This window comes from Arthrobacter sp. UYP6, from assembly GCF_040547315.1.
Lineage (GTDB): Bacteria > Actinomycetota > Actinomycetes > Actinomycetales > Micrococcaceae > Arthrobacter_B.
The window spans coordinates 16,483-42,173 of sequence record NZ_JBEPPM010000014.1; the positions used below are offsets into that span (position 1 = coordinate 16,483).

Annotated in this window: 21 protein-coding genes; 14 read left to right on the plus strand and 7 right to left on the minus strand. The window is 63.9% G+C overall.

Translation table 11 applies throughout. The features are described from left to right. Window positions 1-284: 284 nt before the first annotated feature. The 5 genes from ABIB35_RS12570 (at window position 285) to ABIB35_RS12590 (ending at window position 7,852) form a co-directional block, all read left to right on the plus strand. Window positions 285-3,110 (plus strand): aconitate hydratase, encoded by a 2,826-nt coding sequence (locus ABIB35_RS12570; protein ID WP_354181870.1) that lies wholly within the window; start codon window positions 285-287, stop codon window positions 3,108-3,110. A gap of 184 nt (window positions 3,111-3,294) precedes the next feature. Continuing rightward, complete coding sequence (dxs, locus tag ABIB35_RS12575; protein ID WP_354181872.1) at window positions 3,295-5,268, plus strand: 1-deoxy-D-xylulose-5-phosphate synthase; 1,974 nt, start codon at window positions 3,295-3,297, stop codon at window positions 5,266-5,268. Window positions 5,269-5,319: 51 nt separating this feature from the next. Continuing rightward, complete coding sequence (locus ABIB35_RS12580; protein ID WP_354181874.1) at window positions 5,320-6,168, plus strand: SDR family oxidoreductase; 849 nt, start codon at window positions 5,320-5,322, stop codon at window positions 6,166-6,168. Window positions 6,169-6,249: 81 nt separating this feature from the next. Beyond that, complete coding sequence (locus tag ABIB35_RS12585; RefSeq protein ID WP_354181876.1) at window positions 6,250-6,567, plus strand: hypothetical protein; 318 nt, start codon at window positions 6,250-6,252, stop codon at window positions 6,565-6,567. Between the two features lie 307 nt (window positions 6,568-6,874). Further along, window positions 6,875-7,852: an aldo/keto reductase gene (locus tag ABIB35_RS12590; protein ID WP_354181878.1), complete on the plus strand. Its 978-nt coding sequence runs from the start codon at window positions 6,875-6,877 to the stop codon at window positions 7,850-7,852. A 179-nt stretch (window positions 7,853-8,031) separates the two neighbouring features. On the opposite strand, the gene ABIB35_RS12595 is transcribed toward ABIB35_RS12590, so the two are convergent. Both ABIB35_RS12595 and ABIB35_RS12600 read right to left on the minus strand, forming a co-directional pair. After that, window positions 8,032-8,748, minus strand: coding sequence for a maleylpyruvate isomerase family mycothiol-dependent enzyme (locus tag ABIB35_RS12595; protein ID WP_354181880.1), 717 nt, complete (start codon window positions 8,746-8,748; stop codon window positions 8,032-8,034). Window positions 8,749-8,825: 77 nt separating this feature from the next. After that, window positions 8,826-9,335: a MarR family winged helix-turn-helix transcriptional regulator gene (locus ABIB35_RS12600; protein ID WP_354181882.1), complete on the minus strand. Its 510-nt coding sequence runs from the start codon at window positions 9,333-9,335 to the stop codon at window positions 8,826-8,828. A gap of 119 nt (window positions 9,336-9,454) precedes the next feature. Between ABIB35_RS12600 and ABIB35_RS12605 the strand changes: the two genes are divergently transcribed. The 3 genes from ABIB35_RS12605 to ABIB35_RS12615 all read left to right on the plus strand — a co-directional run bounded on the left by ABIB35_RS12605 (window position 9,455) and on the right by ABIB35_RS12615 (window position 11,936). After that, window positions 9,455-10,096, plus strand: coding sequence for an NAD(P)-dependent oxidoreductase (locus ABIB35_RS12605; RefSeq protein WP_354181884.1), 642 nt, complete (start codon window positions 9,455-9,457; stop codon window positions 10,094-10,096). 54 nt (window positions 10,097-10,150) lie between these two features. Beyond that, window positions 10,151-10,381, plus strand: coding sequence for a hypothetical protein (locus tag ABIB35_RS12610; RefSeq protein ID WP_354181886.1), 231 nt, complete (start codon window positions 10,151-10,153; stop codon window positions 10,379-10,381). A 292-nt stretch (window positions 10,382-10,673) separates the two neighbouring features. Next, window positions 10,674-11,936 carry an MFS transporter gene (locus ABIB35_RS12615; RefSeq protein ID WP_354181888.1) on the plus strand — a complete coding sequence of 421 codons (1,263 nt, stop codon included), beginning with the start codon at window positions 10,674-10,676 and terminating at the stop codon, window positions 11,934-11,936. Here ABIB35_RS12615 and ABIB35_RS12620 read toward each other — a convergent pair. From ABIB35_RS12620 to ABIB35_RS12640, 5 genes are all read right to left on the minus strand, one after another. Beyond that, on the minus strand, window positions 11,908-12,522 hold the full coding sequence (locus tag ABIB35_RS12620) for a LysE family translocator (protein WP_354181890.1): 615 nt from the start codon (window positions 12,520-12,522) through the stop codon (window positions 11,908-11,910). The genes ABIB35_RS12615 and ABIB35_RS12620 overlap by 29 nt on opposite strands. 77 nt (window positions 12,523-12,599) lie before the next feature. Beyond that, a complete protein-coding gene (locus ABIB35_RS12625; RefSeq protein ID WP_354181892.1) occupies window positions 12,600-13,388 on the minus strand; it encodes a helix-turn-helix domain-containing protein in 789 nt (262 codons plus the stop codon). A gap of 151 nt (window positions 13,389-13,539) precedes the next feature. Next, window positions 13,540-15,681: a 3-hydroxyacyl-CoA dehydrogenase NAD-binding domain-containing protein gene (locus tag ABIB35_RS12630; protein WP_354181894.1), complete on the minus strand. Its 2,142-nt coding sequence runs from the start codon at window positions 15,679-15,681 to the stop codon at window positions 13,540-13,542. Further along, window positions 15,681-16,928, minus strand: coding sequence for a thiolase family protein (locus ABIB35_RS12635; protein WP_354181896.1), 1,248 nt, complete (start codon window positions 16,926-16,928; stop codon window positions 15,681-15,683). The genes ABIB35_RS12630 and ABIB35_RS12635 overlap by 1 nt, the downstream gene beginning before the upstream one ends. 237 nt (window positions 16,929-17,165) lie before the next feature. Next, window positions 17,166-17,798, minus strand: coding sequence for a TetR/AcrR family transcriptional regulator (locus ABIB35_RS12640; RefSeq protein WP_354181898.1), 633 nt, complete (start codon window positions 17,796-17,798; stop codon window positions 17,166-17,168). A gap of 119 nt (window positions 17,799-17,917) precedes the next feature. On the opposite strand from ABIB35_RS12640, the gene ABIB35_RS12645 reads away from it, so the two are divergent. The 6 genes from ABIB35_RS12645 to ABIB35_RS12670 all read left to right on the plus strand — a co-directional run bounded on the left by ABIB35_RS12645 (window position 17,918) and on the right by ABIB35_RS12670 (window position 25,619). Next, on the plus strand, window positions 17,918-19,669 hold the full coding sequence (locus ABIB35_RS12645; protein ID WP_354181900.1) for a CocE/NonD family hydrolase: 1,752 nt from the start codon (window positions 17,918-17,920) through the stop codon (window positions 19,667-19,669). Between the two features lie 119 nt (window positions 19,670-19,788). Continuing rightward, window positions 19,789-20,907, plus strand: coding sequence for a magnesium and cobalt transport protein CorA (locus ABIB35_RS12650; protein WP_354181902.1), 1,119 nt, complete (start codon window positions 19,789-19,791; stop codon window positions 20,905-20,907). A 165-nt stretch (window positions 20,908-21,072) separates the two neighbouring features. Beyond that, window positions 21,073-22,422, plus strand: coding sequence for a hemolysin family protein (locus ABIB35_RS12655; RefSeq protein ID WP_354181904.1), 1,350 nt, complete (start codon window positions 21,073-21,075; stop codon window positions 22,420-22,422). Continuing rightward, window positions 22,419-23,459, plus strand: a complete 1,041-nt coding sequence (locus tag ABIB35_RS12660) for a hemolysin family protein (RefSeq protein ID WP_354181906.1) — start codon at window positions 22,419-22,421, stop codon at window positions 23,457-23,459. The genes ABIB35_RS12655 and ABIB35_RS12660 overlap by 4 nt, the downstream gene beginning before the upstream one ends. A 463-nt stretch (window positions 23,460-23,922) precedes the next feature. Continuing rightward, the gene (locus tag ABIB35_RS12665; RefSeq protein WP_354181908.1) at window positions 23,923-24,702 is read left to right on the plus strand and encodes a class I SAM-dependent methyltransferase; all 780 of its coding nucleotides are present in this window, start codon (window positions 23,923-23,925) and stop codon (window positions 24,700-24,702) included. 299 nt (window positions 24,703-25,001) lie between these two features. After that, window positions 25,002-25,619 (plus strand): hypothetical protein, encoded by a 618-nt coding sequence (locus ABIB35_RS12670; RefSeq protein WP_354181910.1) that lies wholly within the window; start codon window positions 25,002-25,004, stop codon window positions 25,617-25,619. The last annotated feature ends 72 nt before the right edge of the window (window positions 25,620-25,691 follow it).

Consider the following 25,691-nt stretch of genomic DNA (forward strand, 5'->3'; position numbering starts at 1 on the left):
CGGTCGCGGGGCGGCGGGCGCAACGTGTCGGACGCCTCGTGACTATCGTCCGGGTCACAGGGGCGTGTAACGGATAGTATAAGAGCAGTTGTGCAGATCCGCGCCGTGTTGGGGAGCTTCGCCTGCTTATGCGGGGAAGGTTTTTCCTCCGGCAGGGGGCTTTCCGGCAGTGAAATAGTCCACCATTTTCCCTGCTGTCCCTCGTGGCTGCCGGTTAGGGAGTCCTAACTGGCATGCCGCGGACCGCTGGACAAAGATAAAACGGTGGCGAGAGGAGTCCTATTATGACTAATGTGGACAGCTTCGGATCCAAAGGCGTACTAAACGTCAGCGGAAACGAATATGAAATTTTCCGGTTGAATTCCGTCGAAGGTGCAAAGAGCCTTCCGTTCAGCCTCAAGGTCCTGCTGGAGAACCTGCTGCGCACCGAAGATGGTGCCAATATCACCGCGGATCACGTACGTGCACTCGCACAGTGGGATGCAAACGCGGAGCCCAGCACCGAAATCCAGTTCACTCCGGCCCGCGTGATCATGCAGGACTTCACCGGTGTTCCCTGCATTGTGGACCTGGCGACCATGCGTGAAGCAGTGGCTGAGCTGGGCGGAGACCCCAAGCGGGTCAACCCGCTGGCTCCGGCGGAAATGGTTATTGACCACTCCGTGCAGATTGATGCCTTCGGTAACGCCGGCGCCCTTGAGCGCAACATGGAAATCGAATACCAGCGCAACGGTGAGCGGTACCAGTTCCTTCGCTGGGGTCAGACGGCCTTTGACGACTTCAAGGTTGTTCCCCCGGGAATGGGCATTGTCCACCAGGTCAACATTGAGTACTTGGCCCGCACCGTCATGACCCGCGAGGTTGACGGCGTTCTGCGCGCCTACCCCGACACCTGCGTCGGCACCGACTCCCACACCACCATGGTCAACGGCCTGGGCGTACTCGGCTGGGGCGTCGGCGGCATCGAAGCCGAAGCCGCCATGCTGGGCCAGCCCGTCTCCATGCTGATCCCGCGCGTCGTCGGCTTCAAGCTCACCGGCGAGATCCCGGCCGGCGCCACCGCCACCGACGTCGTGCTGACCATCACCGAAATGCTGCGCAAGCACGGTGTGGTCGGCAAGTTCGTGGAGTTCTACGGAGAAGGCGTCGGAGCCGTTCCGCTGGCCAACCGCGCCACAATCGGTAACATGAGCCCGGAATTCGGCTCCACTGCCGCGATCTTCCCGATCGATGACGTGACCCTGGATTACCTGCGCCTGACCGGCCGCTCCGACGAGAGCGTTGCCCTCGTCGAGGCCTACGCGAAGGAACAGGGCCTCTGGCACGACCCGTCCATCGAGATCCAGTACTCCGAGTACCTCGAGCTGGACCTGTCCACCGTCGTTTCCTCCATCGCCGGACCGAAGCGCCCGCAGGACCGCGTGGAACTGACCAACGCCAAGGAACAGTTCCGCAAGGACCTGAAGAACTACGTCCACGAGAGCGTTGCGGCTGAAGACGGCACCGTTGACGAGGCCCTGGAAGAGTCCTTCCCGGCTTCGGATTCTCCCTCCTTCGCCGCTGGCAGCACCACGATCAAGGACACGGAACACGACCTTGTCTCCACCCAGGATGCACCGGCGGAGCGCGCCTCCAACGCCGTACCGGTCACCATGGCCGACGGCCGCAGCTTCGAGCTGGACCACGGCGCAGTGTCGATCGCCTCGATCACCTCCTGCACCAACACGTCCAACCCGTCGGTGATGATGGCAGCAGCAGTGCTGGCCCGCAACGCCGTCGAAAAGGGCCTTATGTCCAAGCCGTGGGTCAAAACCTCCGTGGCCCCGGGCTCCAAGGTAGTCACCGACTACTACGAGAAGTCCGGCCTCATCCCGTACCTGGAGAAGCTCGGCTTCTTCGTGGTTGGCTACGGCTGCGCCACCTGCATCGGCAACTCCGGCCCCCTGGAAGAGGAAATCTCCACGGCCATCCAGGAAGCCGACCTCGCCGTCACCGCGGTCCTCTCCGGTAACCGCAACTTCGAAGGCCGGATCAACCCGGACGTGAAGATGAACTACCTGGCCTCCCCGCCGCTGGTAGTCGCCTACGCACTGGCCGGCACCATGGACTTCGACTTCGAAAATGACCCGCTGGGCCAGGACGAAGCCGGCAATGACATTTTCCTGAAGGACATCTGGCCGAACCCGGTTGAGGTCCAGGAAATCATCGACGCCTCCATCAACAAGGAGATGTTCAGCAACAGCTACAACACCATCTTCGAAGGCGACGACCGCTGGAAGTCGCTGCCCACCCCCGAAGGTGCAACCTTTGAGTGGGATGCGGAGTCCACATACGTCCGGAAGCCCCCGTACTTCGAGGGCATGAAAGCCCAGCCGGAGCCCGTCACCGACATCGAGGGCGCCCGCGTCCTGCTGAAGCTCGGCGACTCGGTCACCACCGACCACATCTCCCCGGCCGGTTCCTTCAAGTCCGACACCCCGGCAGGCCGTTACCTGCTGGAGCACGGTGTAGAGCGCAAGGACTTCAACTCCTACGGCTCCCGCCGAGGCAACCACGAAGTGATGATCCGCGGTACCTTCGCGAACATCCGCATCAAGAACCAGCTGCTGGACGGCGTTGAAGGCGGTTTCACCCGCGACTTCAGCCAGGCCGATGCACCGCAGGCAGCTGTCTACGATGCTTCGGTCAACTACCAGGCCGCCGGCATTCCGCTGGTTGTCCTGGCGGGCAAGGAATACGGTTCCGGTTCCTCGCGTGACTGGGCCGCCAAGGGCACCGCACTGCTGGGCGTCAAGGCGGTTGTTGCCGAGAGCTACGAGCGTATCCACCGCTCCAACCTCATTGGCATGGGCGTGCTGCCGCTGCAGTACCCGGCCGGCGTCAACGCCGAGTCCCTGGGCCTGACCGGCACGGAAACCTTTGCAGTCTCCGGCGTGACCGAACTGAACAACGGCACCACGCCCAAGACCGTCAAGGTCACCGCAACGCCTGAAAACGGCGAGGCCATCACCTTTGACGCGGTCCTGCGCATTGATACTCCCGGTGAAGCGGATTACTACCGCAACGGCGGAATCCTGCAGTACGTACTGCGCCAGATCACCGCTAAGTAACACGCAGCGGCTTCCAAGCCGCTAACGCGGTTTGGAAGACCACGGAGCCCCGCCTGCCGAGTTTTTGAACTCAGCAGGCGGGGCTCTTTGCCTGCCGTGGAACCGGTGGTGCTTCGTCAAGCGTTAGAGTTAAACGGTTGTGACGGTGTGCAGTGCCGTTGCCTGAAAGCAAGGGAGATGCCCGTTGGGACTTCTGGAAACCATCCGTGATCCTCGGGACCTGAGCAGACTCTCCACGGAGCAGCTGGAACGGCTGTCCGCGGAAATTCGGTCATTCCTGATCAGCAACGTTGCCCAAACGGGCGGTCATCTGGGCCCCAACCTGGGTGTGGTGGAGTTGACGGTGGGAATCCACCGGGTCTTCGACTCGCCCAGGGACAGCATTGTCTTTGACACCGGGCACCAGTCCTATGTGCATAAGATGCTCACCGGCCGGCAGGATTTCTCCACTCTTCGACAGCAGGGCGGGTTGTCCGGCTACCCCTCCCGCGCCGAGTCCGTGCATGACATCGTGGAATCCTCCCATGCCTCCTCCTCCCTGTCCTGGGCGGACGGGATCTCCCGTGCCCGGCAGCTCACCGGCGAAGGTGACCGCTATACCGTGGTGATGGTGGGCGACGGCGCCCTGACCGGCGGCATGGCCTGGGAAGCATTGAACAACATTGCGGCGGACCAGCGGCGCCGGGTCGTGATTGTGGTCAATGACAACGGACGCTCCTACGCGCCCACCATCGGCGGCGTGGCCGATTATCTCGCGTCGCTGCGCCCCACACTCGATGCCGTGCGCACGCACCGGGTCTACGAAAACACCTTGGGCTGGTGGAAGGACCGGCTGCAGCACGGCGGCCCTCTTGGAAAATTCACCTATCACAGCCTGCACGCGGCCAAGCGCGGCATCAAGGACTGGTGGGCTCCGCAGGGCCTGTTTGAGGACCTCGGCATGAAGTACATCGGCCCCATCGACGGGCACGACATGGCTGCCGTGGAGCGGGCACTTACCAAGGCACGGAACTACAACGGCCCGGTGCTGGTCCACGCCATGACCGAGAAGGGCCGCGGCTACGCGCCGGCCCGCGCCAACGAAGCGGACCAGTTCCACGCCGTGGGCATCATCGATCCGGAGACCGGCAAGGCCGTTGAGCCGGGCAGCAAGGAGTCCTGGACTTCGGTCTTCGCCACGGAAATTGCGAACATAGCTGATGAACGCGAGGACGTTGTTGGCATCACTGGCGCCATGCTGATTCCCGTTGGCCTGCACCGGTTCGCCGAAAAGCACCCCGACCGGGTGTTCGACGTCGGCATCGCCGAACAGCACGCCCTGACCTCAGCTGCGGGGATGGCCTTCGGCGGGCTGCACCCCGTCGTCGCGCTTTACGCTACGTTCCTGAACCGGGCCTTTGACCAGTTGCTCATGGACGTTGCCCTGCACAAAGCCGGTGTCACCATTGTGCTGGACCGCGCCGGCGTTACCGGGCCCGACGGCGCCAGCCACCACGGCATGTGGGACATGTCGATGCTGCAGATCGTGCCGGGACTGCACCTGTCCGCTCCGCGCGATGCCACGCGTCTGAAGGAGGAACTGCGCGAGGCAGTCGCCATTTCCGACGCGCCCAGCGTGGTCCGGTTCTCCAAGGGCACCGTTGGCCCCGACATCGAAGCCCTGGAACGCACCTCCGACGGCGTGGACATTCTGGCCCGGCGTCCCACCGGGGAAAAGTCCAATGACGTGCTGATCGTCAGCGTGGGAGCCATGGCCGAGATGGCACTGCAGGTGGCCAACCGCCTGGGCGCCCAGGGCATCAGTTCCACGGTGGTGGATCCGCGCTGGGTGTTGCCCGTGCCGCGCTCGATTATCCGCATGGCCGCCGAGCACCGCATTGTGATCGTCATCGAAGACGGTGTGCGCGCAGGCGGCGTGGGTTCCCGGATCCGGCAGGAAATGCGTGCGGCCGGTGTGGACACCGCGCTGAACGAAGTTGGACTGCCGGTGGAGTTCCTGGACCACGGCACCCGTGCCGAGGTTCTTGAGCGGGTGGGCCTGACAGCACGGCAGGTGGCCAACGACGTCGTCGCGCAGGTCTTAGGGACTAAGGTGCCGTTTGCCCGCCCCCTTCCCGGACAGGAAATGCCCACCGGGCAAATTCCGAAAATCCAGTAGGCGCCGCAGACAAACGGGTGGCTGCGCCGGCAACCGCAAGGAGCGAACACCATGGCAGAGGAACAACCGGATGTGGCTGTCACCGGAGCCACGGGAGCCCTGGGCGGTGCCGTCGCCCGGCTGCTGGCCGAAGCCGGGATTCGTCAGCGCCTGCTGGCCCGGCACACGGCGCGGCTCCCGGAGCTGCCTGGAACGCCGTCGTATGCCTTCACCTACTCGGACCGGGAGCACGCCGCCCGCGCACTGGAAGGGGTGCATACCCTCTTCATGGTCTCCGCGGCGGAAAGCCCGTATCGACGCCGGGACCAGCGAACCTTCGTGGATGCCGCCGTCGACGCGGGTGTGCAGCACGTTGTCTACACCTCCTTCATGGGGGCGGCACCGGATGCAGTGTTCACGCTCGCCCGGGACCACTGGGACACTGAGGAGTACATCAAGTCCAAGGGGATGGACTACACCTTCCTGCGGGACTGCATGTATCAGGACAGCCTGCCGTCCTTTGTGGGGCGCGACGGCGTGCTGCGGGGTCCGGCGGGCAGCGGTCGGGTGGCGGCAGTGGCACGGGCGGATGTAGCCCGGACGGCGGCCCTCATCCTCGCGGATCCGCAGCCCCATGCCGGTGCGGTTTACACTCTGACCGGGCCGCAGGCGCTGTCCTTCGAGGAGATCACCGAGGTCCTCACCCGGGTGACCGGTTCCAGGATCAGCTACCACAACGAGACCATGGAGGAAGCGCTGGAATCTCGCCGGGTCAGCGGCGTGGAACCGTGGCAGATCGAGGCGTGGGTCAGCACCTACACCGCCATCTCCGCCGGCCAGATGAGCCGGGTCAGCACCGATGTGCAGGAGCTGACCGGCGTTGCCCCGATCGGTCTGGAAGAGTACCTGATGCAGGGCTAAGTGCCGAACCGCGGCTGCGGATCATCAGCATTTGGAGCGCTGCGGCTTCCGGTGCGGGGCAGTTTTGCTTAGGCTCAAAATATGCCTGAACAGAACCTTGACCACGTCCTCCTGTTCCTCGACGAATGTACCCTCGCCGGGCTTGACGAGACCGAATCCGTCGCTGCCGCCGACCTGTACGGCATGTATATGATCTGGTGCGAGAACGCGGGCAGGGAGCCCGCCTCCGTGCAGCACTTCTATGGAGCCGTCCGGGATTCAGGTGTTCCCGAGGTGATCCGCCGGTCCGAACGCGTCTACGAGGGTGTGCAGCCAACCGGTCCCATTCCCATCCAATACATCATGGAGACGGATAAGGCGCCCGGACCCAACACCAACCCGTTTCCCTTCAGCCGATAGGGACCCGCCCTCGCTGAGCGTCCGGCGTTCCCCGGTGTCGACTGTTCCCCGGTGTCGACTGTTCCCCGTGTCCACCGTTCCTGCGTCTACTGTCGCAGCGATGACGCTCAGCGCCGGGGAAAGCAACATGTCGCCTACTTTCGATGCGGTCAAGCCGCCTGACCGCGACACTTGCCCCCTGACTGTCGGCCGACATGCGCGGTGGAGCCGGTTTCCTGGGCGCAGTCATCGTTCCCAGCACATCATGCTGAGGCGGACGGCGTGCTGCGGGTCACATCCAGTCCCGGAATTCGGTAGCGTGGGCACCATGACTTCTTACAACAGACTCGGAAACTCCGGCCTTACCGTTTCCACGGTAGGACTGGGCTGCAACAACCTGGGACGCCCCGGAACCCCCACCGAAGTGCAGGAGGGGACCGACGCCGTCGTTAACGCGGCTATCGATGCCGGGATCACCCTGTTCGACGTCGCTGACACCTACGGCGCGGTGCCGGGCCTCAGCGAGGAAATGCTGGGTAAGGCCCTGGGGGGCCGGCGCGAGGACATTGTGCTGGCTACCAAGTTTGGGATGGACATGAAGGGCACCAACGGACGCGACTTCGATGCCCGCGGTTCCCGCCGATACATCGTCAAGGCCGCGGAGGCTTCGTTGCGCCGCCTCGGAACCGACTGGATTGATCTTTACCAGTTCCATGTTCCGGATCCGCTGACTCCGATCGAGGAAACCCTCGCGGCCCTGGACGATCTGGTCACCAGCGGCAAGGTGCGCTACATCGGCCATTCCAACCGCACCGGCTGGCAGATCGCGGAAGCCGAATTCACCGCACGGATGGGCGGCTACGCACCGTTCATCTCGGCGCAAAACCACTACAACCTGCTGGACCGCCGAGCCGAACTTGAAGTGACTCCGGCTGCGGAAGCCTACGGTTTGGGCGTGCTGCCATACTTCCCGCTGGCGAACGGTCTGCTCACCGGCAAGTACAGCAGCGGCAAGGCACCCGAGGGCAGCCGGCTGACCCACTCACGGCAGAACCTGTTGGAAAAGGCGGACCTGGGCCAGCTGGCCGAGTTCGGTGAATTTGCCAAGGAGCGCGGACTCACGGAGGTTCAGGTGGCCTTCTCCTGGCTGGCCGCACAGCCGTCCGTGGCTTCGGTGATCGCCGGGGCAACCAAGGTGGAGCAGGTGCAGCAGAACGCCGAAGCCGCTTCCTGGGAGCCTTCAGTGAAGGATCTGGACGAACTCGACCGGATCTTCCCGCAGACGCCGAAGGTCGCGCTCTTCTAGGGTGTCTTTTCAGGTGACTGTTGGTCGCCTTGAGTGCGCTGGAGGGTCCGGAACGGCGGCAACGAAAATTCCTGCTCGCAGAGCTCGCAGAAATTATTAAAGCCGCCTAACCCGGACCTTCCGGCTGCAATCGGTCCCTCGCCTAACCCAGACCCGGTTGATCCCGGTCCGCGGCCAGGTTACTTCGCAGTGGCGGAAAGGAAGGCTGCGGCTCCGGGGCCGGACAGTTCCTCGGGGTAAACCTGGCGTCCGGACACCGCAAGCAGCAACGCGATGGCCGGCCCCCTGACCTCGGAACCGGCACCGTGCGCGAATTCTTCGTCCGTGGACACCAATCGCCAGCCCTCGGCAATTTCCTTACCGCCGCCGATTTTGACGGACGTTTTTAGCTGATAGTTCAGCGCAGTGACGATGTGGGTACCTGGATACGTGCGGGCGATTTTCAACGGCCGCCGGATATCCTCACCATGGACGAACGATTCAACCAATCGGGTGGGAAGCGCTACGGGCGGCCCGGTTCTTCTCCTGAGGACTGCCCTAAACTCTGCAAGCGTGGCACGCGGATCATCTGTGCGTTCACGAGTGAGACCCAAAGCGTTGACATGGTCGAAGTCGAACCGGGCAGTGATCATGCGATGCACAAAGCTCGATCTGGTTGCCTTGGCTGTGTCAACAAGGTGGGCAAGTACGTCGTGAATGCTCCAGCCTGAACAAAGTGAGGGCGTCTGCCACTGTTGGGGCTGCAACGGCTCCAGGTCTTGAATGAGAGCGCGGCGCTCCTCCTGCACCACCGGCCAGATGACGGAACCCGACCGTGACGTCCTGGGCGGATGAGGGTTCACAGGTCTGCGGCGAATGGGCACTGACCGGGCACCACGGAACTCAGGAAGGTTCATGCCCAGGACTCTAACCCGAAATCGCTCCGTTTCCGCGGCAGGGGCTGCAGTCCGGAGAATCTTGTCGCAAAAGGGCCCTACTTCTTTCCGGCAGTCCCAACCATCGGCCCATTCGCGGCATGCCGGTCGAGGGCGGCGTCAATGGAATCAGAGATTTCTGCCAGGGCCGTGATCTGTTGCGGCGTGAGGGCATCGATGACCACCTTGCGTACCAGTTCGATGTGGCGCCCCTTTGCGGAGGAGAGCACAGCTTCCCCTGCCCCGGTTAGCGCAACGTTGGTGGCACGGCGATCATTTGGACAGACGGACCGAATGATCAAACCTCGGTCCTCCATCCGCGCACACACATTGGACAGCCGGGGGAGAGTCGCGTTCGTGCGTGTGGCCAATACCGTCATGCGCATGGTGGTGCCCGGCTCCAGCTCCAGCATGATCAGAACCATGAACTCAAAGTGGGTCAGGCCGTCGTCGCGCTGTAACTGGGCGTCAAGCACCGGCGGCAGCAGCTGCATGGTGCGGATTAATCCGCGCCACGCCTGGCTCTCCTCTGCGTTCAGTCCTGGAACGTGGCAGTTCGGCTCTTCCATACGTCGACTCTACTCCAATGCTTTTCGCGACAACCATATTGAGTGATAGGTTTACGCAACAACAGTTCACGCATAAACTAATTTAGCTCGGCGCAGGCGCGCCGTCATCAGGAGAAATAATGCGCATCACCGTCTTTGGAGGAACCGGTTACGCCGGCTCGAATATCGTTGCCGAGGCTGTCGCCCGGGGCCATGCCGTCACATCCATCAGTCGCAATGCTCCGGAACATCCGCTGGAAGGCGTGTCCTATGTTGCGGCGGATGTCCGCATTCCGGCTGACCGCCAGTCGGTATTGAGTGGCGCTGACGTGGTTGTCATTGCACTGTCTCCGGTGGGCGACATGGCGGAAACCATGGAAGATGCGGTCCTTTCGTTCGCCCGCGAGGCGGGTACCGCCGGAGTTCGGGTTGGTGTCATTGGTGGAGCCGGATCCCTCATGGATTCGCCGGGCGGGATGAGGCTGGACGAATCTGAGGCGATGCCCGAGCTGTTCAAGTCCTACTCCGTGATTCTCACCGGAGTCCTTGACGGGCTCCGACGGACCACAGAAGATGTCGACTGGTTCTACATCAGCCCGGCAGAGAACTTTGGAGCGTACAACCCCGGCCGGCGGCACGGTTCATACCGCATTGGCGGTGACGTCCTCGTCAAGGACGAGCACGGGATCTCTGATATTTCCGGCGCAGACTTCGGTGCGGCAGTCATTGATGAGGTTGAGAATAACGTGCATCGGCGTCAGCGTTTCACCGTCGCCTACTGACCTCCGCAACCCAAGACGTTTTACTGCTCATCCTTCCGTGCAAAACTGGCAGGCATGTCAATTCAAACGTGGTGGGCCAGGCTGGCGCAGGAAACCCGGGACTGGCTGATCGCCAACAACGGCAGCGCCATACCGGAGCGCATCCGTGATCGGATTGAGCAAGCAGGCGGGCCTGCGTCCGGGAGCGTGTGGTGGAGATCAGAAGAAGGAACATTCGGATCATTTATGCCCGATGCGGCGATTGACTGGATTGAAGCGGCGGCAAATGACGAGACACCCCGCTGAGCCGGGCCGCACATCGTGCTCAGCCTTGCTCGGCCTGGGTGTCGAAGCCCAGAGGCAGCAGTTCGCGGGCAGCAATACATGCCGGCCCCGCCCGGGGTGAAGAGTGCGTGTTGCCCACGGCAACAATGTGCGTGAGTTCAGTTGCGCCTGCAGCCCTTGCCGCCCCGAGAGCTACCAGTTTGGCGCATGGACCGCCGGTTATTCGCGTTGGGTTTTCATTCACGGGCCAATGCTGGCCGCTGGCTGCAGCTTGAGAGCGGCAATGATTCCGGCTGGCGTGTACGCTCAACGGATGTCTCTGGGCCGTGGATTCACTCTTCTCTGGGGTGCTAACGCCGCATCGAACCTCGCCGACGGGCTGGCGTTTGTTTCCATGCCGCTGCTGGCGGCATCGCTGACCGATGACCCGCGGTGGGTGGCCGGACTCGCGTCGGTATACGCGTTGGTGCGCTTGCTGGTGGCGCTGCCCGTTGGAGTGTGGATTGATCGAGCGGATCGCCGCACGCTGCTCGCGGTCGCCAATGTTCTGCGCGGCGGCGCGGTCCTGGCCCTCGCACTGTGCATCCAGCTCGGGGTTGGCAGCCTGCTTCTGCTCTATATTGCGTTTGCCCTCATCGGAACGCTGGAAAGCGCCGCCGACAACGCCTCCGTCTCGCTGATTCCCGGCCTCGTCCCTGACCGGGACCTGGACCGTGCCAACAGCCGCATCTCGGCAACCCAGATCATTGCCGACGAATTCGCCGGCCCGCCGCTGGGGGGACTGCTCTTCGCAGGTGCTGCTGCGGTCCCGATCTTCGCCATGGGCGGGCTTTGGGCAGGAGCCGGCTTCCTGGTGCTGGCACTGCCGAAGCGGTTCACAGCCACAGCCTCATCCACCGCGGGACCGGGGCAGCGGCGCGCTAGTGTGTGGGCGGATGCGGGCGTCGGTGCCCGCTGGCTGCGCGGAAACCGTGTGGTCGGCAGTCTCGCGCTCATTGGCGCACTGGCTAGCGTCGGCTACATGCTGCCCTTCTCGATTCTTGTGCTCTTCGCGCAGCAGCGGCTCGCCGTCGACGCCGCCGGATACGGTCTGATCCTCGCAGTCTCTGCACTGGGCGGGCTGGTTGGATCCTTTACCGCACCCCGGATCCGCTCGAGAATCGGATACCGGTGGACCATCGCCGCAAGCCTCCTCACGGGTGCTGCGTCCCTTCTTGCACTGGCGGCCACTGAGAACAGTGTGGTGGCCGCACTCCTGCTGGCGGTCTACATCCACCATGCCGTTGTGTGGGGAATCTGCGCAACATCGCTCCGCCAGCGTCTGGTGCCGGATGAACTTCGGGGAAGGGTGAACGCGGCGTCGCGGGTGCTGGGGCTCCTCGGGCTCGCGCTCGGGTCCGCCCTTGGCGGCGTGCTGGCCCAGGTGCACATGGCCCTGCCCGTGGTGGCCGGCGGTCTGTTATTCATGGTGTGCGCTGTCGCCGCCGTCGTCCTGTTCCGTGCGACAGAGCCGGTCCTAGCCAATCTCTTGCTGCAGGAGGCGGCGCCTAGAGCAGGTCGTGGGCGAGGGTCATGATCATTCCCACCCCCAACAGCACGAGAAAACCGCCGGCCGCCTTGGTGATCCATGGCAGGAAACGGGACAGTTTGGCGAGAGCCCGGTCAGATCCCAACGCGACGGCAACGAACAGATCCCACACCAGGACAACAGCGAACATCCAGGCGCCGTAGAGGACCAACGCCCCCGTATCCGCGCTCGAAAGCCCGGTGGCGAGGGCAACGTAGAACAGGGCGTTTTTCGGGTTGAGCAGGCCCGAAGCAAATCCAAGTCCCAGGTTCTTTCCCCAGTTATTGCCGGGCGGTGCGGGTTGATTAATAACACTGATCCGGGCGCTGGAACGGAGAAACACCGCGCCAATATAGGTCAGAAACAAGCCGCCGGCGGCCTGAATCAGCCCCAGCAGCGTTGGATGGGAAATGAGTGATAACCCGGAGAACGCTGCAGCGATAAAGATACCGTTGGCAAGGGCGATGCCAAGACAGGCGCCGCTGGCCGTCCTCCATCCGCTGGACACCGTACTGCGGGCGATCAGGAAAAAGTCCACTCCAGGGATCAGCAGGGCCAAAAAATGTGCTGCTGCCACAGCAAAGAACTGCTCCATCTGACTCCACTACCTCGACGACTAACCTCGTTCAGGATGCGGGAAGGGCCGTGGGGCAGTCTTGTACGAAATTGCGCTCAGCCGCGGTAAGTCCCCGGGGACGTTGCCACATGCGCACGGAAAACCCTGTGGAAATGGCTTTGATCGACAAACCCCAGCGCATAGGCGGTCTCGGCCAGGGGCTGTCCTGCGCGCAGCATCCTCCGCGACGCAATGACGCGTTCGTTTTGTCGCCACGCCAGCGGCGCCAACCCGGTCAGGCGTTTCACGGCCCGGATGAGTTGATATTTATCCATGCCCGCCAGGGCTGCCAAATCCTCGAGCGAAGGGTTTTTTTCATCCTGTCGCAGCCGGACGAGTACCGGGTCCAGGCGGCGGAGGAGTTGTGCATCGGCGGGGTTGGCAGTCCCTTTGTAGGCCGGTTCCAGCTCCGCGCAGCTCTCCAGCCCGGCCCGGAACGCGGTTTCAATCTGGCTCGGTCCGGCACCCCTGAACAAAATGTCGTTCAGGGCGGTGAACCCGCGATAGACGTCGGGATGCCGGTATACGCTGACGCCGGATAAAAGAGGTGCCGCCTTCTGCGGCAGGAGGTTGGTGATCCAGCTCTGGTCCGCTTGGATCATCTGGTACTCCCAGCGGCCTGCGTCCGGATTGCAGGCGTGGACGTGCCCTGCCGGAATGAGAATAACGTCGCCGGCCGCCAACTGGACGGGGTTCTTCGCAGCGCCGGTGAACACTGTGGTTCCTGAGTCGATCACACCGATCGAGAACCGGTCGTGTGCGTGCGGACGGTAGCAGGCGATCTCCTGGCAGGAGCGGCGCGATTCCACATGCGGCAGGTGCCTGCTGTGCCAGAATTCCGTCATCGCGGTAGCGCCTCACTCCAAAGTTTTCCGCCGTGGTCCGGGATCAGCACACGGCTCGTTCAATGCTTGCGTCCCGCCGGGCCAGGTGCAGCCGGAGCGAAGCAAGCCGGAAGGCTCCCGCCCAAGGGCGGGAGCCTTCCGTGGTAATGAGCTAGGAAGCGGCCTGTGCCGGTTCCTTCGCCTCGTGGAACGTCTTGCCGAGAACCCGTTCCGAGGCGCCGACACGGTCCAGGTACGGCGTGATGCCGCCCAGATGCATCGGCCAGCCGGCGCCCAGGATCATGCACAGGTCAATGTCCTCGGGACCGGCAACCACGCCTTCGTCCAGCATTCGGCCAATCTCATCGGCCAGGGCATCCTGCGTGCGGCGCAGCACGTCCTCGGAGGTGGACGGTGTGTTGCCGAAGTCCAGCAGCGCCAGGGTTTCGGCCGGGATGTAGGGCTTCCCGTCCTCGTCCTTCTGCCACAGCGACGTGATGCCGGCGTCGATGATCTTCTGCGAGTTCTTCGACAGCCAGAACCGCTCTCCGAAGGCAGCGTGCAGTGATTCCTGCACATGCTGGCCCACCGGCAGGCCCACCAGGGCCAGCAGGGTGAACGGAGACATCGGCAGGCCCATGGGGCGCAGCGCGTTGTCCGCTGTTGCGGCGTCGGTGCCCTCGTCGAAGACGGCGGTGATTTCACCGAACATGCGGCCCAGGATGCGGTTGACCACAAACGCGGCGTCATCCTTGACCAGCACCGCGGTCTTCTTGAGCGTCTTGGCGAGGACAAACGCGGTGGCCAGCACGGCGTCGTCGGTCTTCGGTGCGCGCACAATTTCCAGCAGCGGCATGACGGCCACCGGGTTGAAGAAGTGGAAGCCCACCACACGCTCGGGGTGCTGCAGGTCCGCGGCCATCTCCGTGACGGACAGCGAGGAGGTGTTGGTGGCCAGGATGCACTCGGGGGAGACCACGGCCTCCACCTCGGCGAACACCTGCTTCTTGACCGATAGTTCCTCGAACACGGCCTCGATCACGAAGTCGGCGTCGGAGAAGGCTTCCTTGGAGACCGAGCCGGAGACCAGTGCCTTGGTGCGGTTGGCGGCGTCGGGGGAGATCCGCTTCTTGGCCAGCAGTTTGTCCACCTCGGCGTGCACGTAGCCCACGCCCTTGTCCACCCGCGCCTGGTCAATGTCCGTCATCACCACGGGTACCTTCAGCTGGCGTGCGAACAGCAGCGCGAGCTGGCTGGCCATCAGGCCGGCACCCACCACGCCCACCTTGGACACCGGGCGGGCCAGCTTCTTATCCGGCGCGCCGGCGGGGCGCTTGCCGCGCTTCTGGACCAGGTCCAGGAACGCATACACGGTGGAGTGGAACTGCGGGGTCTGCATCAGCTCAGCCAGCGCCTCGCACTCGGCGTCGCGGGACTGCTCGGCCGTCCAGTTCCTGCCGGCCTCCAGCAGGTCCAGCACCTTCGCGGGTGCCGGGGCAGCGTTGGAGGTGCGGGCCTCCACCACGGCACGGCCGTGCGCGACGGCGGCGTCCCAGGCTTCGGGGGAGACGGCAGGATCGGCGGCGTTCGGCCGGGAGACGGTTTCCTCGCCGGTGATGACGCGGGCGGCCCAGGCGAGGGACTGCTCCACGAAGTCGGCCGGTTCAAACAGGGCATCGGCGATGCCAAGCTTGAACGCTGCCGGGCCGGAGAGGGTGCGGTTGTTGCTCAGCGGGTTTTCGATCATGACCTTGACGGCGTTCTCGGGGCCGATCAGGCGCGGCAGGATGTAGACGCCGCCCCAGCCCGGCACCAGGCCGATGAAGGCTTCCGGCAGGGCCAGTGCGCCGGCGCCGGTGGAGACGGTGCGGTACTGGGACTGCAGGGCGATTTCCAGCCCGCCGCCCAGCGCCACGCCGTTGATGAACGCGAAGCTGGGCACGCCCAGGGTGTGCAGCTTGGCGTAGACCTCGTGGCCCAGGCGGGCCATGGCCAGCCCGTCGTCGTAGGAGGCCAGCTTCTGCGTGGCGGACAGATCAGCGCCGGCCACCAGGTAGTGCGGCTTGCCGGTGACGCCAACGCCGACGATCTCGCCGGCTTCCGCGCGCGCCTTCAGGGTATCCAGGACGCTGTCCAGCTCCAGCAGGGTGTTCGGTCCCAGCGTGGTGGGGCGGGTGTGGTCGACGTCGTTGTCCAGGGTGATCAGCGCAAAGGTGCCGACGCCGCCGGGCAGCGCGATGTCCGAAACGTAGGAGTGGGTGATGACCTCGGTGGGGAAGAGGCCGGCCAGCCGCTGGTAATCGCTTGCAGTCATTACTTTGTGGCCTCCGTGGACTCGGTGTCGGTGTTGTAGTCGGGGTGGAACGGGTTCTCCCAGATGATGGTGCCGCCCATTCCCAGGCCGATGCACATGGTGGTCATGCCGTAGCGCACGGTGGGATCTTCTTCGAACTGCCGGGCCAGCTGGTTCATCAGGCGTACGCCCGAGGAGGCCAGCGGATGCCCGACGGCGATTGCCCCGCCGTAGCGGTTGACGCGGGGGTCGTCGTCCGCGATGCCGTAGAAGTCCAGGAAGGACAGCACCTGCACCGCGAAGGCCTCGTTGATCTCGAAGAGCCCGATGTCCTCGATGGACAGGCCGGTCTGCTTAAGGGCCTTCTCGGTGGCCGGCACGGGGCCGTAGCCCATGACCTCCGGTTCCACGCCGGCAAAGGCGTAGCCGACCAGGCGCATCCGAACGGGCAGGCCAAGCTCCTGCGCAGCGTCGGCGGACGCGAGCAGCGCGGTGGTGGCGCCGTCGTTCAGGCCCGAGGCGTTGCCGGCGGTGACGCGGCCGTGGGCGCGGAAGGGGGTGCGCAGCTCGGCGAGGTCCTGAACCGTGGTGCCGGGACGCGGTCCCTCGTCAACGGTGTTCAGTGTCCAGCCTGTGCCGGGCTTCTTGGAGGCAACCGGCACCAGGTCCGGCTGGATGGAGTTATTGGCGTAGGCCTTGGCGAGCTTTTCCTGGCTGGCTGCGGCGTACGCGTCGGTGCGTTCCTTGGTGATGTCCGGGAAGCGGTCGTGCAGGTTTTCGGCCGTGTTGCCCATATTCAGGGCGGCCGGGTCCACAATCCGTTCGGTGACGAAGCGCGGGTTGGGGTCGGCGTCCTGGCCCATTGGGTGGTTGCCCATGTGTTCCACGCCGCCGGCGATGACGACGTCGTACGCGCCGAAGCCGATGCCCGAGGCCGTGGTGGTCACAGCAGTCAGGGCGCCGGCGCACATGCGGTCAATGGCGAACCCGGGAACGGACTGCGGCAGTCCGGCCAGCAGCGCTGCGGTACGGCCGATGGTCAGTCCCTGGTCACCGGTCTGGGTGGTGGCGGCGATGGCCACTTCGTCGATCCGTTCCGGCGGAAGCGAGGGGTTGCGGCGCATCAGCTCGCGGATGCACTTGACCACCAGGTCATCGGCACGCACGCCGGCGTACATGCCTTTTTCGCCGGCTTTTCCGAAGGGAGTCCGCACTCCGTCGACGAAAACTACGTCCCTGATCTGCCGTGCTCGGCTTTGTGGGCTCACGTGCAACTCCTCTTTGAGATATGAAACGGAACACTGTCCGGACACCGATGTTACCCGTGAGTAACATAGGCTGCAAGCAGTCGGGTAATTGTTGGACGCGCCCGGTGTTTGTCTGGCTGTGCGGGTGCCTGGCGGGCGAAATCCCGGCGGGACGCCCAGTCTAGCCAACGTCCGGTGCGGGGACCGGATACGTGAGCATTGATGGACGTGCGGGGCGGGGGGAAGCGCGGGGTTGCGCTATGAAGTCCGGTTGTTGGCGGGAGGGGCGAGGATTTCCTGAATCGCCGGCGCCGCAATGCGGACTATCGCCGCGGTGTCGGCTCTGCTGAGCAGGGGGACCCCGATGACGCGCCGGCTGATCACGAGGCCTACCAGCATGGACGAGGCAAGGCCTGCCCGGAGAGCGGTGTCGGAATCATCGGCTGCGCGGCCCCTTGTCCCGTCGAGCAGCCTGGATTGGATAAAGTCTGCCAGCTGCGTGCTGGCGTTGTTGTTCACGATTGCTCCGCGCAGCATGGCCATGAGTGGTTCCGAATCCTCCGGGGCTCCTTCCCATGCCTGCAGGTAGGCGCGGACAACACGTTCTCCGAGGCCGTTGTCCGGTCCGTCAAAAGCAGTGTCAAAGAGGCCCAGCACTGAAGGCGGAATGGACATAACCGCCGCGAAAAGTTCGTCCTTTGAGCGGAAGAACTGCATCACCTGGGAGGCGTCAACGTTGGCATCGGAGGCGATTCTCCGGATGGTGGTGGCAGTAAAACCATCGGCGGCAAACCGTTTTCGGGCCGCATCGAGGACAGCTTTCCGGGTGCTCTGGGTCCCCGGGCGACGCCCGCGGGGCCGGCCGGACGACGTCGTTTCCTGCGCATTCATGAGACCAGCCTACCTGCGCGGAACGAATATAAACGCGTGTTGAGTTTAAGTGGAGTCCGCCGTACGCTGGCTCTGGCGCACCACTCCGCGTCCCGCTCGAGAGACCCGAGGAGCTCGTTATGAGCATTGACCAGAAAATGTACGTACCGTCCCATCCGCTGCCGGCTGACCGCACCGGAATACTGACTGCTTTCCAGCCGGGCACCCGCACCCTGGCGGCTGGCTTCCAAGCCGCTCCGCAGTTCCGCGCCCTACCGGTTGACATCGTGTTGGAGAAGGACGTTCCCGTGGTCCTGCGGGACGGCGTGACGATCCACGTCGATATCTTCCGCCCTGTGGGGACGGATCCGGTCCCGGTGATCGTTGCCTGGAGCCCGTACGGCAAGGGCCAGGGCACCTCGGCCAGCGTTATGGGCGTCTTCGGGCTGGTCGGGCTGGACAACGGCATTGTCTCCGGACTGGAAAAGTTCGAAGGCCCCGACCCGGCGTACTGGTGCGGGCAGGGATATGCCATCTGCAATCCGGATATCCGGGGCGTTGTCGATTCCGACGGCGACAGTGTCCTGTGGGACCGGCAGGAAGGCAGGGATTGCTACGACCTGATCGAGTGGCTGGCTGAGCAGGAATGGTGTTCCGGGAAGGTGGGCATGAGCGGGACTTCCTACCTCGCGGTCTCGCAGTGGTTTACTGCGGCCGAGCAACCTCCCCATCTCGCCGCGATTAACCCCTGGGAGGGCGTCAGCGATGTCTATCGCGACCTGGTGCTGCGCGGTGGAATACCCGACAGCGGATTCGCAGCCACCCTGCAGAACAACAGCTTTTGGGGCAGGAACCGGAAGGAAGACATCCTGGCCGAAGCTGAGCAGTACCCGCTGATGGCAGAACTGTGGGAGGACAAGATTCCCGCCTTTGACCGGATTACCGTGCCGGCCTATGTGGTGGCCAGCTATTCGAACACCCTTCACACCGCAGGGACGTTCCGTGCCTGGCGCCGGATGGCCTCTGAACAGAAATGGCTTCGAATCCACAACAGCCAGGAATGGCCGGACTACTACGACCAGAGCAACGTCGAGGACTTGCGCCGCTTCTTTGATCACTTCCTCAGGAATGAGGACAACGGATGGGAGCGGACTCCGCCCGTACGCTACGCCCTGCTTGATCTTCAGGGCGGCGACCACGTCAATATCGGCGCGGGGTCATTCCCGCCGTCGGATGTTGCCGCCACCAAGTTCTACCTGGATGGCCGAGCGCGGACCATGGCCACGAAGGTGCCCGCGGACGGTGCCATGGCCGTCTACACCGTCGGAGCCAACCCGGACACTGTCTCCTTCGTGGCTCGTTTTGATCACGAGACAGTGATGGTCGGTTACCCCAAGGCCCACTTGTGGGTCGAAGCCAGGGGATCCGACGACCTGGACCTGTTTGTCCTGGTGCAGAAACTGGACGCGTTCGGCACGCCGCTGCAGCAGTTCACTGTTCCCAACCAGAGCGGAATGATCCACGATGTCACCGAACGCGGCGCTTCGATCCTTCGCTACAAGGGTTCCGACGGCCGGCTGCGTGTCTCGCTCCGGAACGTGGATGAAGCAGCGTCGACTCCCGACATTCCCGCCCATAGTTTCGATCGGATCGAGAAGCTTGCACCCGGGCAAGTTGTTGACATTGAAATGGACCTGCTCCCAATCGGGCTGGTCTTTCATCCGGGGGAGCAGATCCGCTTTATCGTCAGCGGCCGCAGCCTTCTGGGGCCGATGATGCCCGGAGCAGCACCGTATGTACCCGCCAACAGCGGGCAGCACGTTATCCATACCGGCGGCAACCATGCCTCTTATGTGCAGCTCCCGATCCAGGCCGGCCAAGCAGCGGGTTAGGTTGGTTCTACCACCAGGAAAGCGCGGATGCGCACCCGGCCGTGATGCGGCGGGGTGCGCGCCGGTCTTTTCCCTTCGCCGGCACGAGCCCGCCCGGGCAACCACAAGAGGAGCACCATATGCCCCAGCGTTACAGCGACGAGTCCTCACGGCGGCGAAGCGCACTCTTCCACCGGAAATCGAGCCACGAGCAACCGCATGACCCCGCAGGCTCTTCCCAGCGGACCCGATACGTCATTGACGGTCACCTCAGTCCGGCCCCTGAGCACGTATCCGTGGCCGATGCGCTTCACTTCGCAGAAAGCGCGCCCCGACGGATGGCGCTGTGCCTCTTTCCGGCACCAACACCACAGGACGTCGACGAACTCGCCGCGGCCTGGGACCTCCACCCGCTGCTGATCGAAGATCTTCGACACGGCGGCCAGCGCCCAAAGCTGGAACGCTACGGGGATGTCCTCTTTATGGTCGTACGGTCCGCGCGGTATGACGACGCTGCCGAGGGCGTTGACTTTTCCGAGTTCCATGTCCTGGTCCGTCCGCAGGCGATTGCCGTCCTTTGCCAGGACAAACGGTGGATCGACGGAACCGATGAAGCCACTATGGCCGGCGATCCCTCCGACATCGCTGATCCCGACGGGCGGACACTGCTCGACGACGAGTATCTCCTGGGTCTCGGGCCCGAAGCCGTCGCCTACCGGCTCCTCGACGCCATCGTGGACGGATACACGCCGGTGCTGCGAGGCCTGGCCATTGATAAGGAGCAGATTGAGCGCCAGGTCTTCAGCGGGGACGCTGCCGTTGCCGAACGCATCTATCGTCTGAGTCAGGAGGTCATCGATCTGCAGCACACAACGTCCTCCATGGCGGACGTCCTGGTGTCGCTGCGGCAGGGATTCGACCGCCATGAGGTTCCCGAACCGCTCCAGGCCTACCTTCAGGACGTGGCTGACCATCTCACGCAGGCTGGCATCCGGGTCACTGAACTGCGGGATGCGTTGTCGCAGATCCTGGGGGTTAACTCGACCCTGGTTGCCCAGCGGCAAAACGAGGACATGAAAAAGATCTCCGGTTGGGCAGCTATCCTTTTTGCACCCACCCTGATCGGAGCGATTTACGGCATGAACTTTGACCACATGCCCGAGCTGCACTGGGCGTTCGGTTACCCGCTGGCCGTGGGCTCGATGGTGGCTTTTGCCGTCGTGCTTTACGGTGTCTTCAAATTCAAAAAGTGGATGTAGCGGGCCGCCCCGCCATTAGCCGATCCTCCGAGAGGGTGTTCCTGGCTGCAGCTGGCAGTCGGATCCCGTACAATAGTCGGACTATGGATGACCCTCCCTCACATAAACCCTTGCCCCTCCACGCTCTGACCGGACTTCCGGCCACAACCAGAGAGGGGCGCCCAAATGTATGAACTGATAATGCTCGCGGTCGGCCTCGTTCTAACGGTCGGCACCGGCTTGTTCGTTGCCTCGGAATTTGCACTGGTCAACCTAGACCGCAATGACCTTGAGGCACGGCAGGCCCAAGGCGAAAAACGCCTGGGCCCCACCATCAAAGCCCTGAAGATTACGTCCACTCACCTTTCGAGTGCGCAGCTGGGCATTACGCTCACCACGCTGCTGACGGGCTACACCTTTGAACCGGCCATCAGCTCCCTGCTGCGTGAGCCAATGCTGGCGCTGGGAATCCCCGAAGCTTTTGTTGGCGGGGCAGGCGCCGTGATCGGTATCTTCCTGGCCACGGTGTTCTCGATGATCATCGGAGAACTGGTGCCGAAGAACTTCGCTCTGGCTCTTCCGCTGGCCACCGCCAAAGTGGTCATCCCTTTCCAGACCCTGTTCACCACGGTCTTCAAGCCTGTCATCTTGCTGTTCAACAACACCGCCAATGCGATCATCCGGTCCTTCGGCATTGAGCCCAAGGAAGAACTCTCCGGTGCCCGCAGCGCAGAGGAACTCAGCTCGCTGGTCCGCCGGTCCGCGCTGGAAGGCGTCCTGGACCTGGATCACGCGCAGCTGCTCAGCCGCACCCTGCGGTTCTCTGACCACACGGCCGCGGACGTCATGACCCCCCGGGTCCGGATGCGGTCGGTGGCCGCGACGGACTCGGCGGAGCAGGTCATTGAGCTGGCCATCTCCACCGGATACTCCCGGTTTCCGGTGATCGGCCGGGACTCGGATGACATCCTGGGCGTGCTGCACGTGAAGCAGGCGTTCGCCGTCGCCCTCCCGGAGCGCAGCGGCATAAGTGCCGGGGAACTCATGGTCGAAGCCCTCCGGGTGCCCGAATCCATGGGTGTCGACTCGCTCCTGGGGCTGCTGCGCCAGCAGGGCCTGCAGGTGGCGGTTGTCTCCGACGAGCACGGCGGAACCGCCGGAATTGTGACGCTGGAAGACCTCGTCGAGGAAATCGTTGGCGAACTGGAGGACGAACACGACCGCGCCCGCGTCGGCGTCGTCCGCTCCGGCCGCTCGCTCACCTTTGACGCCGCGCTGCGCCCGGATGAGCTGCGCGACCGCACCGGCGTCGTCGTGCCCGACGGCGAGGAGTACGACACGCTCGCCGGTTTCGTCACCGACCGCCTGGACCGGATTCCGGAACTGGGCGATGAGGTGCCCGTCAACAACGGTGTCCTGCGCGTGGAACGCGTGGTGGGCACGCATGTGGAACGGCTGCGGTACACCCCCAGCACGGATGCGCCGCAGAGTGCCCACGACCGCATCATTGACGAGCTCACGAAGGACCTGGCATGAGTGAATATCTTCCCGGCATCATCTGGCTTTTTGTCCTCCTGATCGTCAATGCCTTCTTCGTGGGAGCGGAATTTGCCGTCATCTCGGCCCGCCGCTCCCAGATCGAACCCAAAGCTGAGGCCGGATCCAAGGCCGCCAAGACCACCCTCTGGGCAATGGAACATGCCACGTTGATGCTCGCCACGAGCCAGCTGGGCATCACCGTCTGTTCCCTGGTGATCCTGAACGTCTCCGAACCGGCCATCCACCACCTGCTGGAGATCCCGCTGGGCCTGACCTCGCTCTCCGGCGAAGCCATTGGCATCATCGCGTTTGTGGTGGCGCTGCTGCTGGTGACCTTCCTGCACGTGGTGATCGGCGAGATGGTGCCCAAGAACATCTCGTTCTCGGTGCCCACCCGTGCGGCCCTGATCCTCGCCCCGCCGCTGGTGATGGTGGCCCGCATTTTCAAGCCGGTGATCTGGTCCCTAAACGGCATCGCCAACGGGGTGCTGCGCCTATTCAAAGTGGAGCCCAAGGACGAGGCGACCAGCGCCTACACCATGGACGAAGTGGCCAACATTGTGGAGCAGTCCACCCGTGAGGGCATGCTGGCCGACGCCAGCGGCACCCTCAGCGCCGCCTTCGAATTCACCAACAAGACTGTTGCAGATGTGGAGGTCCCGATCAGCAAGATGGTGCTCCTGCCGCAAACCGCCACCCCAGCGGACATCCAGGAAGCGGTGGGCCGCCACGGCTACTCCCGTTATATCCTCACGGACGACGACGGTGTGCCCAGCGGCTACCTGCACCTCAAGGACGTCATGGACCTGACCGAGCCTGCGAAGTTTACGGCGCCCGTTCCGGCCAAGCGCATCCGCCGGCTGGCTTCGGCCTTTGTCGGCAGCGAACTCGAGGACGCCCTGGCCACCATGCGCCGCACCGGCGCCCATGTGGCCCGGGTGTTCGACGCCGAGGGCAACACCACCGGCGTATTGTTCCTGGAGGACATCATCGAAGAACTGGTCGGTGAGGTGCAGGACGCCACCACGGTGTAGCGGCCCAGGTTCTGCACCCACTGACCCGTGATCGTCGCCGGCTGCCCCTGGGGCAGCCGGCGGCGCTGTTTATACAGGACGCAGCCACCGCCACAGGACTGCCCCAGCCACCGCCGCGGCGATGATCCCCATCGGGACCATGGTGGCCCACCCCGGTGGATGGCCTTGGGCCCGAAGTGGATGGATATTGCGTAGCTGGCGCAGTTGTAAGCAGCGAGGACGAGAAGCCCCAGCAGGCACAGCGAGGCTCGCAGGGATCCACGGCCGGCGGGTTGGCGCCCCACGGTGCCTGCTTGGCCGGCCGGTTGCTGGTTCCCGGTTCAATCCCGGGCAGTCCGGGCACCACACCGAGGAGAACAGAGTGTCGCAGACCCACAGACTACGGGCGGAACACCGCGGCGGATACCGTTATAGGCTCCACCCACAGCCTGGCGCCAAGGCCCGCTGGGGATCTGGGAGAAGGATGGTTACGGTGCAGGAAAACTACTACGCACAGCCCGAACTCGCCGCCCGGTACGACGCCGATGCGGACGGCCGCAGAGATATTCCGTTTTATCTGGCTCTGGTTCGGGAGCTTGCCCCTTCCTCGGTGGCCGACGTTGGTTCCGGCACGGGGCTGTTGTGCAGCCTGCTGGTTCGGGCTGACAGCGCCGGGATGAAGGTCGCCGGCGTGGAGCCGCAGCAAACCATGCTCGACGTCGCCCGCCGGCAGCCGCTTGCCGACCGGGTTGAGTGGATCCACGGCACGGCGGCCGACTTGCCCGCCGCAGCCTTGGACCTTATTTTCATGACCGGACACGTGGCCCAGTATTTCCTGGACGATGCTGCCTGGGCTGCGGTTCTGCAGGACATTGCGCAGTCTTTGGTGCCCGGAGGCAGGCTGGTCTTCGAGATCCGCAACGCCGCTGCCGAGGGCTGGCGAGGATGGAACGACGACGAGCCCCGCCCCGTTCCCGGCGGTTCGCTCCGCCGGAGCACAACGATGACCGGTGACCTCGCCACTCACATCGACGAATGGACCATCGGCGCTCGCACGTTCACCACGCGGGAAACCCTCCGCTTTCCGGATGACGCGACCATCGCCGGCGGACTCGACGCCGCCGGCCTGGAGGTTGAACGCTCCTGGGGCAACTGGGACGGGTCCCCGGTCACGCCGGACAGCCCCGAGCGGATCATCGTGGCCCGGAAGTTGCCTCGGGACCCAACGGCCGGCACGGGAACCGCAGCCTTCCGACTCCACTGAACGATTCTGCTGCCACTTTGGGATTCCGCAACCGTTTTGGGAAATCGCTGCCATGGCGTACCGGCAGTAATTGCCCAAAACGGCAGCGAAATCCCGAAACGGAGGGTTTTCCGGCCTCGCCCGGCTGCCATGGGTCTCGTCCCCTGAGGCTGGCCACCGCCGTCGGCCGTTTTCGGCCGGAGAACCGCAGCTCCCTAGAATGGATGGGTTCCCCGCACCGCACCAAAAGAATTGTGGAGTCTGCATTGTCCCGAGGAAAACACCATCCGCCGCGGCCCAAACCGGCCAACAGTGAAGGCATGCTGATCGCCAATGACCTGAAGAAGGACCGCGGTTGGACGGATACGCAGATCAAAACCTTCCTGCCGGAACCGGACCAGACCGCGCGTAACCCGTTTTCCCGCAAGGCCGCTCCCATGAAGCTGTACTCGCTGGAGCGGGTGGAGGCCATCGAAGCAACTCCTGAGTATCAGAAGGCACGTGAGGCATCTCGGACCCGGCAGATTGCCGCCCGTACCCGAGCTCTGGCGAAGAAGAAGGAAGCCGTTGCGGCAGCTCAGGCGCTGGAGCTGAGCATTGTGCCGGAACCGTGGCAGGAGATGCAGGACAAAGCCATTTCCCACTTCAACAGCAGGCTCCGGCGCAGCCAGTCTCCAGCCAGCCGAAACACGTCCAAGGCACGGCTGGACCGGCTGACCGTAAACTACCTGCGGCACAAGCAGACCTCCTATGAGGAGGAGCTCAAGGAGTTCAAGGGCGTTGTGGGTGTGGGGGAGGCCTACCTTGTGGTCCGCAACCGCATCCTGGACCTCATCGCGGATACGTACCCGCTGCTGCGCGATGAGTGCGTGCGGCAGAAGTTCGAGGCCCCGGACCTGCCTGACGGCGTTCAGCTGCCGGACACTCTCACGCTTTAGCGGAACTCAAAAGTACTTGGTACCAGTTGCTTGGTCCGAAGGATCTGCCCCGAGAGGCCGGGATACCCAAAG